Annotated in this window: 15 protein-coding genes; 7 read left to right on the top strand and 8 right to left on the bottom strand. The window is 75.1% G+C overall.

What is annotated here, in order from left to right; genetic code table 11:
- Nucleotides 1-352 precede the first annotated feature (352 nt).
- Complete coding sequence (locus tag K7640_RS22540; protein WP_222956869.1) at nucleotides 353-1,144, bottom strand: DedA family protein; 792 nt, start codon at nucleotides 1,142-1,144, stop codon at nucleotides 353-355.
- Between the two features lie 108 nt (nucleotides 1,145-1,252).
- On the opposite strand from K7640_RS22540, the gene K7640_RS22535 reads away from it, so the two are divergent.
- The 3 genes from K7640_RS22535 to K7640_RS22525 all read left to right on the top strand — a co-directional run bounded on the left by K7640_RS22535 (nucleotide 1,253) and on the right by K7640_RS22525 (nucleotide 3,802).
- Nucleotides 1,253-1,984: a carbon-nitrogen hydrolase family protein gene (locus K7640_RS22535; protein ID WP_222956868.1), complete on the top strand. Its 732-nt coding sequence runs from the start codon at nucleotides 1,253-1,255 to the stop codon at nucleotides 1,982-1,984.
- Between the two features lie 134 nt (nucleotides 1,985-2,118).
- A complete protein-coding gene (locus K7640_RS30885; RefSeq protein WP_222956867.1) occupies nucleotides 2,119-2,805 on the top strand; it encodes a phosphotransferase in 687 nt (228 codons plus the stop codon).
- 145 nt (nucleotides 2,806-2,950) lie between these two features.
- The gene (locus K7640_RS22525; RefSeq protein WP_308042632.1) at nucleotides 2,951-3,802 is read left to right on the top strand and encodes an MOSC domain-containing protein; all 852 of its coding nucleotides are present in this window, start codon (nucleotides 2,951-2,953) and stop codon (nucleotides 3,800-3,802) included.
- A 148-nt stretch (nucleotides 3,803-3,950) separates the two neighbouring features.
- Here the strand turns inward: K7640_RS22525 and K7640_RS22520 are convergent, their stop codons facing one another.
- The 5 genes from K7640_RS22520 to K7640_RS22500 form a co-directional block, all read right to left on the bottom strand.
- Complete coding sequence (locus tag K7640_RS22520; RefSeq protein ID WP_222956866.1) at nucleotides 3,951-5,432, bottom strand: serine/threonine-protein kinase; 1,482 nt, start codon at nucleotides 5,430-5,432, stop codon at nucleotides 3,951-3,953.
- Between the two features lie 95 nt (nucleotides 5,433-5,527).
- Nucleotides 5,528-5,731, bottom strand: a complete 204-nt coding sequence (locus K7640_RS22515) for a hypothetical protein (RefSeq protein ID WP_222956865.1) — start codon at nucleotides 5,729-5,731, stop codon at nucleotides 5,528-5,530.
- A gap of 2 nt (nucleotides 5,732-5,733) precedes the next feature.
- Entirely contained in the window at nucleotides 5,734-6,801 is a 1,068-nt protein-coding gene (locus K7640_RS22510; protein WP_222956864.1) for a LacI family DNA-binding transcriptional regulator, read from the bottom strand.
- Nucleotides 6,802-7,285: 484 nt separating this feature from the next.
- Nucleotides 7,286-8,167, bottom strand: a complete 882-nt coding sequence (locus K7640_RS22505; protein WP_255609769.1) for a helix-turn-helix transcriptional regulator — start codon at nucleotides 8,165-8,167, stop codon at nucleotides 7,286-7,288.
- A 153-nt stretch (nucleotides 8,168-8,320) separates the two neighbouring features.
- Nucleotides 8,321-8,557, bottom strand: coding sequence for a DUF397 domain-containing protein (locus K7640_RS22500; RefSeq protein WP_222956863.1), 237 nt, complete (start codon nucleotides 8,555-8,557; stop codon nucleotides 8,321-8,323).
- 259 nt (nucleotides 8,558-8,816) lie between these two features.
- On the opposite strand from K7640_RS22500, the gene K7640_RS22495 reads away from it, so the two are divergent.
- Nucleotides 8,817-9,467: a GGDEF domain-containing protein gene (locus tag K7640_RS22495; protein WP_222956862.1), complete on the top strand. Its 651-nt coding sequence runs from the start codon at nucleotides 8,817-8,819 to the stop codon at nucleotides 9,465-9,467.
- A 159-nt stretch (nucleotides 9,468-9,626) separates the two neighbouring features.
- Here K7640_RS22495 and K7640_RS22490 read toward each other — a convergent pair whose 3' ends face one another.
- Nucleotides 9,627-10,121, bottom strand: coding sequence for a type II toxin-antitoxin system PemK/MazF family toxin (locus K7640_RS22490; protein WP_308042631.1), 495 nt, complete (start codon nucleotides 10,119-10,121; stop codon nucleotides 9,627-9,629).
- 82 nt (nucleotides 10,122-10,203) lie between these two features.
- Between K7640_RS22490 and K7640_RS22485 the strand changes: the two genes are divergently transcribed.
- Nucleotides 10,204-10,791: an NUDIX hydrolase gene (locus tag K7640_RS22485; protein ID WP_222956861.1), complete on the top strand. Its 588-nt coding sequence runs from the start codon at nucleotides 10,204-10,206 to the stop codon at nucleotides 10,789-10,791.
- A gap of 41 nt (nucleotides 10,792-10,832) precedes the next feature.
- Nucleotides 10,833-12,071: a hypothetical protein gene (locus K7640_RS22480; protein WP_222956860.1), complete on the top strand. Its 1,239-nt coding sequence runs from the start codon at nucleotides 10,833-10,835 to the stop codon at nucleotides 12,069-12,071.
- A gap of 99 nt (nucleotides 12,072-12,170) precedes the next feature.
- Here K7640_RS22480 and K7640_RS22475 read toward each other — a convergent pair whose 3' ends face one another.
- A complete protein-coding gene (locus K7640_RS22475) occupies nucleotides 12,171-12,764 on the bottom strand; it encodes a hypothetical protein (RefSeq protein ID WP_222956859.1) in 594 nt (197 codons plus the stop codon).
- A 166-nt stretch (nucleotides 12,765-12,930) separates the two neighbouring features.
- Here K7640_RS22475 and K7640_RS22470 point away from each other — a divergent pair, with 166 nt between their 5' ends.
- Nucleotides 12,931-13,635, top strand: coding sequence for a CBS domain-containing protein (locus tag K7640_RS22470; protein ID WP_222956858.1), 705 nt, complete (start codon nucleotides 12,931-12,933; stop codon nucleotides 13,633-13,635).
- The last annotated feature ends 23 nt before the right edge of the window (nucleotides 13,636-13,658 follow it).

The following is a 13,658-nucleotide window of genomic DNA, read 5'->3' as shown; positions in this document are numbered from 1 at the left end:
GCAGCCTCAACCCGGGCCGAATCACTCACCCGGCCGCGGACGTCTCATCCGCCTCGCGCGCAACCGACGCGCCTTCACCGTCTCCCACTCGGCCTTCGCGGAACTTCTGCACGAGATCTTGGACAGTTACTGTTCGTCACGAACGGCAACTGTCCAACATTCGCGGCCGGCCACCTCACGCGGCGGGTGGGTGTCCACCTACCCACCCGGGCATCCCTGAGCCGCCGGTGGATCCCGCGCCGGGCGTGGGCCGGTTCGGCAGCGCATTCCGGCCGGCGTTAACAAGGGGCCCCTCCTCTACCGGAGGCGTTAACAAGGGCACCCTCCTTACCCGCCGGAGGCGGGCCGCGCTTCAGCTCCGGCGGTCCGGCTCGCCGCGCTCGCCGGTCCAGGTGCCGCCGCGGTAGATCGTGCCCTGGTATGTCCGGTCCGTCACCGGCGGCCCGTCCGCGAACTCCACCGGGGCTCCGGAGTCGGCGGGCACCTGCCGGCCACGGCGGACCCGGGACACCACGAACCAACTCAGGGCCGCCACGCACGCGACGATGACGATGTTCTGGAAGGTGCCGGCGTACGACTCGACGAGGTGCCAGTTCTCGCCGAGCAGGTAGCCGGCGAGCACGAAGACGCTGTTCCAGATCAGACTGCCCAGCGTGGTGTAGAGCAGGAATGTCGGCAGCGGCATCCGTTCGACGCCCGCCGGCACCGAGATCAGGCTGCGGAAGATCGGGATCATCCGGCCGAAGAACACCGCCTTGCGGCCGTGCCGCAGGAACCACGCCTCGGTGCGGTCGACGTCGGCGAGTTTCACCAGCGGCAGCCGGGCCGCGATGGCACGCATCCGGTCCCGGCCGAGCGCGGCGCCGATGTAGTACAGGGCCACCGCGCCGAGCACCGAGCCGAGGGTGGTCCAGGCGATGGCGCCGAAGAGACTCATCCGCCCCTGGCTGGCGACGAACCCGGCCAGCGGCAGGATCACCTCGCTGGGGATCGGCGGGAAAAGGTTCTCCAGGGCGACGGCGAGCCCGGCGCCGGGCCCGCCGAGCCGTTCCACCAGGCCGGTCACGAAACCGACCGGGCCGTCGGAGGGGGGCTCCGCGGCGACGGTACGGGGGCCGAGCACCAACTGCGCGTCTCTGAGCATTCGACAACGTTACGGGGTACCCGGACCGTCGACCACGCCGATCGGCGTCTCCGCCCCGGTTCGCCGCGCCGTCCTATGCTGCGGGGCACCGACGAGGAGGTCTGTCCATTGCGTACGCCGCTGCGGATCGCCGTCGCCCAGCCGCTGTCCCGCTCCGGTGACGTGGCCGGCAACGCCGACCGGCACGCCGACCTGGTCCGGCGGGCCCAGGCCCGGGTGGTGGTCTTCCCGGAGCTCTCACTCACCGGCTACGGCCCGGACGCCCCGGTCCTGGACCCGGAGACCGACGGGCGGCTGGCGTCGCTGGTCGCCGCCTGCGCCGACTCGGGCGCGCTGGCGGTGGCCGGCGCGCCGGTCGCCGGCCCGGACGGCCGGATCCACATCGCCATGCTGGCCGTGGACGGGGCGGGCGCGCGGGTGGCGTACCGGAAGATGTTTCTGGGCGGGGCGGAGCCGCAGCGATACAGCCCCGGCGACGCGCCGGCCGTGCTGTCCGTGGACGGGTGGCGGCTGGGGCTGGCGATCTGCAAGGACACCGGGGTGCCCCGGCACGCCGCCGAGACCGCCGCGCTGGGCATCGACGGATACGTCGCCGGCGTGCTCGAATCGGCGGCGGACGCTCACGTGACCGACGAACGGGCCGCGCGGGTCGTCGCCGAACACCGGGTCTGGGTCGCGGTGGCGAGCTTCGCCGGGGGCACCGGCGGTGGGTTCACCGAGGCGGCCGGCCGATCCGGCGTGTGGTCCCGCACCGGCACCCCCCTCGCCCGGGCGGGCACCGCGGTCGGCGAGGTGGTCACCGCGACCCTCACCGACCACCCGCCCGGACACAGCCGGTGATCAAGGGGTTCGCGTCAGCATCCGGCCGGCGGTTGACACAAACCCCTTGACCGACGCCGGCAGGGTGGTGGCAGCGGTGGGGGGGGTTCCGTTGGGGGTCCCCGGGGGCGCCGGTGGGCGGATACGGTGTGTCGGTGACCGATGTCGCCCCCTCCGCTCGCGGCTCGGGGCCCGCGCCGGGCGGGGCGCCGCTGGCGTCCGGACGGGAAGCCGACGTGTATCCGCTCGGGCCGGACCGGGTGCTGCGCCGCTACCGGCACGGCGGTGACGTCGGGCCGGAGGTCGAGGTGATGACGTATCTGCACCGCGCGGGCTACCCGGTGCCGCTGGTGCACTCGGGCGGGGCCGCCGACCTGGTGCTCGAGCGGTTGTCCGGGCCGACCATGGCGGCGGCGTTCCTCGGTGGTGCGCTGGACGTCGTGGCCGGGGCGCGAATCCTCGCCGACCTGCACCGGCGCCTGCACGCGCTGCCGGCCCGGCGGTCGAGCGACCCGGGCGTCCGCGTCCTGCACCTCGATCTGCATCCGGAGAACGTGCTGCTGACCCCCGCCGGCCCGGTGGTCATCGACTGGCGCAACTCCGACGAGGGACCACCCGCGCTGGACCGGGCGATGAGCGCCCTGATCCTCGCCGAGGTGGCCACCGAACCGGGCGGGAAACTGGTCGCGCCGGCCGGTGCACTGCTGGCGGCGTTCCTGGCCGAGGTCGGCCCGGCGACCGCCCTGGACCGGGCGGTGACGCTGCGGACGCGGACCGGCCCGCACGGCCCGGCGCGACTGACGGAGGCTGCCGCCCTGGTCCGTGCCGCGGCACCCCGATGACGGGCGGCGACGGTGGGCGCCCTGCCGTGCAAGGCGGCACCCCGACGACGGGCGGCGACCGCACCGGTCCGCGACGCGGCTCCCTGATGACGGACCCGGCAGCGGCGCTCTCCAACGTGGACGATCCGACCCGGCGGGCGCTGGCGTGAGCGGCGACATTCCGGGCCGCTCGGCCGGTACGCCGGTCGGGCGGCTCGCCGAGGTGTGGCGGTATCCGGTCAAGTCGATGCTCGGCGAGCGCCTCGACGCCGTCGAGGTGACCGTTCTCGGCGTCGCCGGGGATCGGCGACTGGCGCTGCGGCACCGGGTGTCCGGCCGGATCGCCAGCGCGAAGGACCCCCGGCGCTGGCGGGCGCTGCTCTCCCTGCGGGCGACCGGCGGAACTCCGGACACGGTACGGGTCACCCTGCCCGACGGGCGCTGGGTCGACGCCGACGACGCCACGGCGGACGCGGTGCTGAGCGCGGCGCTCGGCGAGCCGGTGACGTTGATCGACCAGGTGCCGCCGGGGGCCGTGCTGGACCGGGCCGACCCCGACGAGGTGCTGACGGCGGGGGTGGCCGCCTCCGTGCCGGTGCGGGAGAGTCCGCTCGGGGCGGCCGCCCCGCCGGGAAGCTTCGCCGACTTCGCCCCGGTTCACCTGGTGACCACCGCCAGCCTGGCCCGGGTCGGGGTCACGGACGCCGTCCGGTACCGGCCGAACCTGGTCGTCGCCGAGGCGGGTGCGGGCGGCTTCGTGGAGAACGAGTGGGTGGGGCGGGAGCTGTGCATCGGGTCTGAACTGGTCCTGCGGGTGATCGCGCCGACCCCGCGCTGTGCCGTACCGACGCTGGCCCACGGTGCGCTGCCCCGCGCGCCGGATGCGCTGCGCGCGCCGGCCCGGCTGAACCGGATCGAGCCGCTGCCCAGGCTCGGGCCGCAGCCCTGCCTGGGCGCCTATGCGCAGGTCGTCCGGCCCGGGCCGGTCGCGGTGGGCGACCGGGTGGCGCTGCTCTGACCGCACGGGCCGGCCGGACGACCCGGCGGCGGGTCCGGATGGCCGGTCACGACGTGGCCCGCGAGGCTGGTCCGTCCGCACGAGCCGGCCGGACCGTCCGACGCGCTCAGCGCGAAGAACAGCACGGAACGCCAGCCCGGCCCGGCGTTCAGCCCTCGCCCCGGCCGCCGCGCAGCCGGCCGGCGGCGTCGAGCAGCCGCAGCAGGTCGTCGGCGGTGCCGGCGTTGAGCTCGTCCTTCTCCGCTGCCTCGGTGACCTTCTTGCGCAGCTCGTCGATCCGCTTGCCCCGGTCCTTCGGCTTGCCCCGGTCCAGGTCGGCGAGCTTGTCGCGGAGGTCGTCCGCGGTGTCCGGGTCGACCGCCCCGACGGCCTCGGCCCGGTCGAGCAGGCTGCCGAACGCGGCGGCGAACTGCCGCAGGCTGACCGGCACCTGCCCGACGTCCGGTGGTGGCGCGGAGGTGGTGGTCCGGTCCGGGGTGGGGCTCGGCGCGCCGGTCGACGGCTGACCGGCCGGGGTGGCGCCGGCCGGTGGGGTGGTCGGCGCGACCTGCGACGGCGGGTCGGTGTCGCGGGCGAACAGCCCGACCAGGGCCACCAGCAGGGCGAGCCCCACGGCGACCAGGACACCGAGCGGGCGGTTGCCCCGGCTCGCCGGCGCGGTTGGTGCGGGCGGCCGGACCGGGGCCGCCGGACGGTCGATCAGCGTGGGCGGGTGCACTGCGGCCGGACCGTCGGTCAGGTGGGGCGGCCGCGCCGCCGCCCGGTTCGCGACGGGCAGGGCGGTGGTGGGCGGATCGACGGCCCGGATCACACCGAACCGCTCGGCCAGGTGCGCGGCGGTCGGCCGGCGGCCCGGGTCGGCGGAGAGGCAGGCCAGGGTCAGCGTGGCCACCTCCGCGGGCAGCCCGGGCACCCGCAGCAGCGGCGGGCCGACCTGCCGGGCGTGCACCTGCTGGGCGTCCTCCCAGGTCCGCACCGGGTACGGCGGCTCGCCGGTGAGGGTCCGGTAGAGCAGGGCGCCGAGGGCGTACACGTCGCTGCCCGGGTGGGGCGGACCGGCGGCGAGCCGCTCCGGCGCGAAGTAGGCCGGGGTGCCCATCATCATCTCGCCGGTCTGCCCGGCCCGCCGCGGCCCGGCGACCGCGGCGATGCCGAAGTCGAGAACCTTGGCGCCGGTCTCGGTGAGCATGACGTTGCCGGGCTTGATGTCGCGGTGCACGACGCCGATCCGGTGCGCGGCGGCCAGCGCACCGGCGACCTGGCCGGCCATCCGGACCGCCGCCGGCCAGGCGAGCGGGCCGGCGGCGAGGCGGTCGGCCAGGGTGTCGCCGTCGACCAGTTCCATCACCAGGTACGGCACGACGGTCCCGCCGTCCAGGGTCGCCTCGCCGTAGTCGTACACCTGGGTGACGTGCGGGTGGGTCAACCGTGCGGCGGCCCGGGCCTCGCGCTGGATGGTGGCCCGCAGGTGCGGATCCGCGGTCAGCTCGGTGGCGAGGGCCTTGACCGCGACCGGCCGGTGCAACACCTCGTCGTCGGCGCGCCAGACCTCGGACATCCCGCCGAGGCCGATGCGCGCCCGCAGGACGTACCGATCGTGCAGCCGGAGTGCGGGGGTGAACGGCGACATGGTGTCCCAGTGTGCCTTCCGGTCGCCACCGACCACCAACCGCGGTGGGCTCCCGGCCCGGTTGGTGGTCGGTGGCGGCCTCGCCGGTGGGCTGCTCAGCCGGCGCAGGGCGGTGCCGGCACGGGGCGCGGCTGGATCGCGTCGGCCAGCCGGTGCAGGGCGGCCGCCGTGCGGTGCCGGGCGGGGGCCAGTCGCGCCCGCGGCGTCGGCTCGGGCCGGACCGGTGCGTCCGGACGGGCCGAGTTGACGTGGCGGTTGACGGCGTCGACGGCAAGGGAGAATCCGGTCGAGTATTCCATGATCAACTCCTCGGTGCGGTGCGGACGGAGGTGCGGACGATCAGTTCGGTGTCGAGCAGGACCTGCCCGGCGGCGGGGTCCTCGGGCGGTTCCAGCAGCAGCTCGGCGGCGAGGCGACCCTTCTCCTCGCCCGGCTGCCGCACGGTGGTGAGGCCGGCGGTGGCGGCCTCGGCGATGTCGTCGAAGCCGGTCACCGACACCGGGTGCCGGGCGGCGGTCGCCGGGTCGCGGGCGGCGAGCGCGTCGAGCACCCCGAGCGCCAACACGTCCGAGCAGGCCAGCACCGCGGTGGGTGGGTTCTCCCCGGCGAGCAGGGAGCGGACCGCCTCGGCGCCGGCGTCCCGGCTGTTGCCGGCGGCGTTGAGTACGGTGATGGCCGACCACTCGACCCCGACCGCCGCGAAGGCGTCGTGGAATCCGGCGAGCCGACCTCGGGTGGTCGGGTGTCCGACGTCGTCGACGCCGGCCAGCCGCAGCGGTCCGGTCGGCGCGCCGGGCACGATGGTGTCGCCGAGGAAGGCCACCCGCCGGTGACCCAGGCCGGCCACGTGGTCGGCAACGGAACGCGCCGCCACCCGCTCGTCGATCGCGACGTACCGCTGCGCCGGGTCGGACTCGGACATCGCCGTGGTGACGTACGGCAGACCACGGCGTCCGATCGCGTCCAGCGCCCAGGACTCGTCCCCGGCGCAGTAGACGCAGAAGCCGTCGACGGCGGCGTTCTCGACCGACTGCCGGGCATGGTTCAGATCGGTGGGCACCGGGATCAGCAGCAGGCTGGTGTCGTGCCGCTCGGCGGCCCGGCTCACCCCGGCGAGGAAGCGCACGGCGAACGGGTCGGTGAAGGCGTAGGACAGTTGCGAGGTGAACAGCACCCCGATCGCGCCGACGTAGCCACGGCGCAACGACCGGGCGGTGGGGTTCGGCCCCGGATAGCCCAACTGTCGCGCGGCCTCCAGGATCCGCGCCCGCAGCGCGGGCGAGAGCTGGTCGGGGCGGCTGTAGGCGTTGGACACGGTGCTGCGGGAAACGCCGACCGCGTCCGCCACCGCTTGCAGCGTGGGCTTCACCCGAACCCCCTCTGGATCGATTCAGATTTCTGTATCGATCCAGAGATTACTGGAGGCCTCGGTGGGCGTCAATGGGAATCGAACGGCCGGCGGCCGCGCCGGCCGCCCACCCTCACTGTGGGTGATAGTCCGCCCGGTCACTCTTCGTGGCCGCCTCGCCGGCCCGGCCGCACCCACCCCGCCGCCTTTGCTCTGCTTCCGCCCACGCAACACCGCACTGAACAGGTGAAATGCCTGGAGGCCACCACCCGGCAGGTCGGCCGCCCGGTCACGCGGGGTGCCTGTTGCCTCGACGGCAGCAGAGCAAAGCGGCCGGGTGTGGCATGGCCCGGGAAGCCGAACATTACTTTTGGTGAGGAAGGTTCGTGCGCCGGGCCGCGCCGGGCCGCGCGGGACCGGGCGGATCGGGGCGGGCCGGCGGGCGTGGCGCTCCGGGCCGGTTGCTGTCGCCCACGGTCGCGTCGCCGGGGCGCGGAACCCCAGGTCAGTCGGGGTAGCGCTCCGCCAACAGCCGACGCAGGATCTCCGGGGTACGCTCCGGCGGCTCGGCCTCCACGCACAGCCGCTCCATGGCCAGCGCGTAGAAGTCGAGATCCTCGCGCTTGTCCAGATAGAGGGCGCTGGTCAGCTGTTCGATGTAGACGATGTCGGGCAGATCCTGGTCGCCGAAGCGCAGGATGGTGAAGGCACCCCCGGCCGCGGCGTGCCCGCCCGCGTCGAAGGGGATGACCTGGAGGCGTACGTGCGGGGAGCGGGTGGCCTCGATCAGCGCGGTGATCTGCCCCCGCATCACCTCGGGGCCGCCGATCGGCCGGCGCAGTGCCGCCTCGTCGACCACCGCCCACAACTGCGGCGGCTCGGCCCGGTGCAGCAACTCCTGCCGCTGCATGCGCAGCCCCACCCGCCGGTCGAGCTCGTCCGGGTCCGCCTTGGCGTGGCCGAGGAGCACCACCGCCCGGGCGTAGTCGGCGGTCTGCAGCAGACCGGGCACGAACTGCACCTCGTACGTGCGGATCAGCGCGGCCGCCGCCTCCAGCCCGAGGTACGACTGGAACCAGCTGGGCAGGACGTCACCGTACCGATGCCACCAGCCGGGGCTGTTCGCGTCCCGGGCGAGCTTGAGCAGCGCCTCGCGCTCGTCGGCGTCCTTGACCCCGTAGAGGGTGAGCAGGTCGGCGACGTCACGCTCCTTGAAACCGACCCGGCCCAGCTCCATCCGGCTGATCTTCGACTCCGAGGAGCGGATCTCCCAGCCGGCGCCCTCGCGGGTCACCCCGGCCGACTCGCGCAGCCGCCGCAACTGGCCGCCCAGCAACATGCGCAGCACGGTCGGACCGGTGGTCGGGCCGCTCCCGGCGGGAACCATCGTCACGTGCCGACCTCCGCATGCCTTGCCCAACGGCCGGGTGCCCCACTCCGACCGACGTGTAAGCATGCCATGGACCGTGGGTGAGGTGAACTAGTCCGGACGGCCGATCCGGTCCCGTCGCCGGGACGGTATGCCCGCGGCCGGTACGACTCAGTTGATCAGGTGATCGAAGTCGCCGTCCCGCGCGCCGAGCACGAAGGCGGCGATCTCGTCCACCGTGTAGATCAGCGCCGGCCCCTCGGGGTGGCGCGAGTTGCGCATGGCGATGCCGGCGCCGCCGGGCAGTTCGGCCAGTTCGACGCAGTTGCCGCTCGGGTTGCTCCGCCGACTCTTCTGCCAGGTGAGCGTCGGCAGTAGCGGAACAGGAACGCCGTTGTGAGGCTGCATGGCCGTCCTTGGGGTGAAAGAGCCTGCCGATGCCGCGGGGAGGGGCGGGTGTGGCGAGGAGCCGTCGATTATGGACGCAGATGCACGTGCATCTGCTATTGCATCTGCATTGGACAGCGAGCATGATAACGCACGGGACCGGTACCCATCCGTTCACTTTGGGTCACCGCCCACCTGGCCATACGCAGGGAAAACACGGCCTGGTGCGGGCGTGCTCGCGCCGCCGGCCGACGGTCGCACGGGTGTGATGGGAGGGCGCGTGCCGGATCCGTTGACCGTCGCGTCCGGGATCTCGGCAGCCGGCGCGCTGATCTCCGCCTGGCAACTGCGCAACCGGGCCGTACGGGCCGAGGCCGAGATCGAGCACCTGCAGGCCGAGCTGGCCGCCGAGCGGCACGCCGCCAGTCACGACCCGCTGACCGGCCTGCCCAACCGGCGGGCCTTCCACCGGCTCGCCGCGACCCTGCTCACCGACTCGGCCGGCAAACCGCTGATCGCCGTCGTCCTCGACCTCGACGACTTCAAGCAGGTCAACGACCGCTACGGGCACGCCGCCGGCGACCAGGTGCTGATCAGCGTGGCGCAGCGGCTGTCCGCCTTCGCCGGCAACGACCTGGTCGCCCGACTCGGCGGCGACGAGTTCGCCGGCCTGCTGACCACGCCGACCGTCGACCGCCGGTGGATCGACCACGCCACCCGGCGGCTCTGCGACTCGCTGGCCGCCCCGATCCACCTCGGCGCGGTGAGCCTGCGGGTGACCGCCTCGGTCGGGCTCGCCCCGGTCACCGGCCCGACGCAGCTCGCCGAGGCGCTCTGCCGCGCCGACGAGGCGATGTACCGGGCGAAGAGCGTCACCTCCGGCGGCACCCGCCCACAACTGGTGGACAGCGCACACCTGGCCGAGCGCTGACCGAGCCGGCCAGGACTGCACCGCGCCAGGCCGGCAGGGCTGCACCGCACCCGCGACGAAGCCGGCCAGGACCGCACCACGCCGGGCCGGCAGGGCTGCGCCGCGCCAGGCCGGCCATCCCCGAGGCGGCCAGCCCGGAGGAGGCCAGCGCTCGGGCGGTCAGCGCCAGCCGTACCCGTCGCGCAGCGCCCGGCCCACCCGGTCGAACCGGGCCCGGTCCAGCACCGCGCCCTCCCGGCGGATGCCGTCCTCGCGCATGGTGAGCACCCGGTCCAGCCGTACCCAGCTCGGCCGGTTGTCCCGGTCCCACTCCCCCGGCCCGAGCGCCAGCCAGTGCCGCTGACCGTCCCGATCGCTCTGGCTGGACAGCATCAGCCCGAACAGGGTCCGGCTCTGCCGGCCGACCACCAGCACCGGCCGGTCCTTGCCCTGCCGCGGGTCGTCCTCATAGTTCACCCAGGTCCAGACGATCTCCCCCGGATCGGCCCGGCCGTCCAGCTCCGGGGCGTACGTCAGCTCCCGGCGTTGCAGCGCGGTGACCTGCCGGCGTCGCGCCGCCTGCGCCGGCACCACCTGGCCGCCGCCGGTGGGCGACGTACCTCCCCCGCTCATCCGACCGAGCCGCGCCGCCACGTTCTTCAACAGGTTCGCCACGGCGGGCAGCGTAGCGCCCCGGGGCTCTCCCGCTGTGCTTGACTGTCCCGGTCGGCCTCCGATGTCGGGAAGGCGGTGCCGGATGAGTCAGCCGGGACGGATCGCACGCGACCACCCGTCCGAGCCCGCCGGGTCCGGGCCCGCACCCGGAGACGACATCGAACTCCCCGACGACCTGCCCGTCGTCCGGCGGCGGGCGGTGCGGCTGGTGGTGCTCGACGCCGACCAGCGGGTGCTGCTGTTCCACACCCACGACCCCGACCACCCACGGCTGGGCACCTGGTGGGAGCTGCCCGGCGGCGGGATGGACCCCGGCGAGACGTACGTCGACACGGCCCTGCGCGAACTGCGCGAGGAGACCGGCATCCAGGCCACCGCCGACCAGCTCGGGCCGCCGGCCTGGCGGCGGCAGGCCAGCTTCATCCACCGACAGTTCCGGCACCTCCAGGACGAGGTCGTGCTGACCGTACGCCTCGACGGCCCCGGCCCGGACGTGGACGGCGCCGAACGCCTCGACTACGAGCTGGAGGACTACTTCGGCTTCCGCTGGTGGCCGATCGGGGAGATCCTGACCTCCCCGGCCCGGTTCTATCCGGGACGGCTGCCGGCGCTGCTCGACGGCTTCCTGGCCGGTGACGAGATCGACGAACCCTTCGAACTGGCCTCCTGACGGGACGTGCCGACCGGCCGTCGAGGGCGCAGAGTGGACGGATGACCACGACCCCGCACGCCGCCCTGGCCGGCTACGCCCACCGGTTGCACGCCGCCGTCGGCGACCGGCACCACGTCGCCTCCCCGCTCGGCGCCTGGCTGCTGCTCGCGCTCAGCGCCCCGGCGGCCACCGGCGCCGACCGGGACGAGCTGGCCGGACTGCTCGGCGTCGACGTACCGACCGCCGCCCGGCTGGCCACTGCCCTGCTGGCCGACCCGCACCCGCTGGTCGCCTCGGCGACCGCCGTCTGGCACCGCCCCGGTTCCGACACCGACGGCTGGCGGGACTGGCGGGCCACGCTGCCCCGGGCGACGGCCACCGGGACGCTGCCGGAGCAGCCGGAGCTGGACGCCTGGGCCCGCGAGCACAGCCTGGGCCTGGTGGACCGCTTCCCGCTGCGCCTCGAGCCGGCCACCCTGTTCGTGCTGGCCGACGCGCTGGCCACCCGGGTCTCCTGGGCGCAGCCGTTCCAGGTCACCCCGGCCGGCGCGCTCGGCCCGGGCAGCCGATGGGCACGGCGGCTCAGCCGGGTGCTGCGCTCCCCCGGGCACGGCCACCGGGGCTGGATCGTCAGCACCGGACGGATCGGCGACGTCGTGGTGCACGCCGCGCCGGCCCGCACAGCGGGGACCGCCGGCCTGACCGTGGTGTCGGTCGCCGCCGCGCCGGAGGTCGCCCCGCCGGAGGTGCTCGCCACCGCGTACGAGCTGAGCGCCGGGGCGGCGACGAGCGCCGGGCCGGCCGGGGCGCGGTCGCTGTTCGACCTGCCGCTCGGCGACTCCCCGCTGTGGACCCTGCGGGAGGAACCGGTACGCACCCGGGCGGCGGGCGGGCGGGAGGAGCGCCACGAGGCGGTGCTGCCCTGCTGGTCCGCCACGGACAACCACGACCTGACCGTCGACGGGCTCGGCTTCGGCACCGCCACCCGGGCGTTGGGCGCGCTGCTGGACGCTCCGGCGCCCCAGGTGGCCGCCCGGCAGGCGGCGGCGGCCCGCTACTCCCGGTACGGCTTCGAGGCCGCCGCGGTGACCGCGATGATGGGGACGGTGTCCCTGCCACCCGAGGGGGTCGCCCGCACCGCCGAGTTGCGCTTCGGCCACCCGTACGCCGTCGTGGCGGTGGCCACCGACGACCGCCCGGACGGTCCCGGCCCGTGGCACGGCCTGCCGGTCTTCTCGGCGTGGGCGGCCGAGCCGGAGGACGTGCCGGACGCCGACGCCGTCGACCCGCCGGCCTGACGGCCTGGCGTGCGCCGGCCGGGCCGGGCCGGTGACCGTCACCGCGCCCGGTCGCGCTCGCAGCCGCGACCCGCAGGCCGTGGGCGTGATGCCGCGCGGTCAGCCGCCGATCGGCGCGCCGCGCCACTGCCAGGTCTCCCGGCGCGGCCGGCCGGGCAGCTCCGTGCGGCCGGTGCACCAACGCAGACCCGACCAGGGGTCCACGCCGGTCACCGCGCCCGCCGCGTCGGGAAAGAGCCGGGCGGTCACCCGGGCGCAGAGCGGGGCGGGCGGGTCCGCCGGGTGGCCCAGGGCGCGGGCGATGTCGTCGCCGTGCAGCAGCACCTCCGCGCAGGCCATCGCGGCGAAACCCTCCGGGTCGGCCCAGCCGCTCGGATGGTATGCCCGCTGGCGCGCCGGGACGGTGCGCACGACCGCGGCCAGGACCCGCCCGGACGCCTCGGCGAACTCCAGCACCTCTGCCGGTGTCGCGTCGGCGTCGGCACCGGCCAGGAAGCGCACGTAGCGGCCGTCGGGGCGGGCCACCAGCTGCGTGGCGTAGGACAGCAGGGTGTCGCCGACGTGCTCGGCGACGTGCCAGCAGTCCCGTCCCGGGGACTCGGCGGGCGCGGCCCAGTCCCGGTCGACGGCCGGGGTCAGGGTGGTGACCAACCAGCCCAGCGCGGTGTCGAGGTCGTCGGCGGTGACGGTCATCGCGGCCTCCCCATCGGCGGGCCCCCTGCCCGCGCGCCCATCCTGCCCCAGCGGTGCGACGCGTGCGGGCCGCGCGGGACCTCCGGCCCGGCCGCCCGGTCCGTGCGCCCCTGCCCGGCGACCGCCCGCCCACCTAGCTTCGGAGGTGGGAAACGAGGAGGTCGCCATGCGTACGTGGCAGGTTCGGGACGTGATGACGACGGATGTCGCGGCGGTACGGGAGCACACCGCCTACCGGGAGATCGTGGACGTGCTGACCGGCCGGCGGGTCACCGCGGTGCCGGTGGTCGACGAGGCCCGGCGGGTGCTCGGGGTGGTCTCCGAGGCGGACCTGCTGCACAAGGTGGAGCTGCTCGGGCAGCCGCACGAACGGCGGGTGTTCACCGGCCGGCGGCAGCGGGCGGCCCGGACCAAGGCCGGCGCGACGGCGGCCGCCGACCTGATGACCGCCCCGGCGATCACCGTCGGGCCGGACGCCACGCTGGTCGAGGCGGCCCGGCTGATGACCGCCCGGCGGGTCAAGCGGCTCCCGGTGGTGGACGACCTGGGCCGGTTGACCGGCATCGTCACCCGCGGCGACCTGCTCGCGGTGCACCTGCGCCCGGACGCCGACATCCGTACTGACGTGGTGCGGGAGGTGCTGCACCGGGTCCTCGCCGTGCCCGACGGGGTGGTGGACGTCGAGGTGCACGACGGCGTGGTGACACTGACCGGCCAGCTCGACCGGTGGTCCACGGTGCGCCTCGCGCTGCGGCTGACCGCACAGGTCAGCGGCGTGGTCCAGGTGGTCGACGCACTCGGGTACGCCGTCGACGACGCCCCGATGTCCGCGCTGCGCGCCGGCGGCGCCACCCCCGCCGGCATCGCCTGAGGTGTAAGGAGGGGCCCCTTATT

Origin of the sequence: Micromonospora sp. PLK6-60, assembly GCF_019890675.1 — a bacterium.
In the GTDB taxonomy this organism is placed as follows: Bacteria; Actinomycetota; Actinomycetes; order Mycobacteriales; family Micromonosporaceae; genus Micromonospora.
The sequence above is the reverse complement of the archived record's forward strand: the minus strand, read 5'-3'. Positions and strand labels throughout refer to the sequence as shown.

What these genes read in the sequence shown, in the direction of transcription:
- K7640_RS22540 (WP_222956869.1), bottom strand. Translation starts at nt 1,144, where the DNA reads ATGCTCAGAGACGCGCAGTTGGTGCTCGGCCCCCGTACCGTCGCCGCG.
- K7640_RS22520 (WP_222956866.1), bottom strand. Translation starts at nt 5,432, where the DNA reads ATGTCGCCGTTCACCCCCGCACTCCGGCTGCACGATCGGTACGTCCTG.
- K7640_RS22515 (WP_222956865.1), bottom strand. Translation starts at nt 5,731, where the DNA reads ATGGAATACTCGACCGGATTCTCCCTTGCCGTCGACGCCGTCAACCGC.
- K7640_RS22505 (WP_255609769.1), bottom strand. Translation starts at nt 8,167, where the DNA reads ATGGTTCCCGCCGGGAGCGGCCCGACCACCGGTCCGACCGTGCTGCGC.
- K7640_RS22500 (WP_222956863.1), bottom strand. Translation starts at nt 8,557, where the DNA reads ATGCAGCCTCACAACGGCGTTCCTGTTCCGCTACTGCCGACGCTCACC.
- K7640_RS22485 (WP_222956861.1), top strand. Translation starts at nt 10,204, where the DNA reads ATGAGTCAGCCGGGACGGATCGCACGCGACCACCCGTCCGAGCCCGCC.
- K7640_RS22480 (WP_222956860.1), top strand. Translation starts at nt 10,833, where the DNA reads ATGACCACGACCCCGCACGCCGCCCTGGCCGGCTACGCCCACCGGTTG.
- K7640_RS22475 (WP_222956859.1), bottom strand. Translation starts at nt 12,764, where the DNA reads ATGACCGTCACCGCCGACGACCTCGACACCGCGCTGGGCTGGTTGGTC.
- K7640_RS22470 (WP_222956858.1), top strand. Translation starts at nt 12,931, where the DNA reads ATGCGTACGTGGCAGGTTCGGGACGTGATGACGACGGATGTCGCGGCG.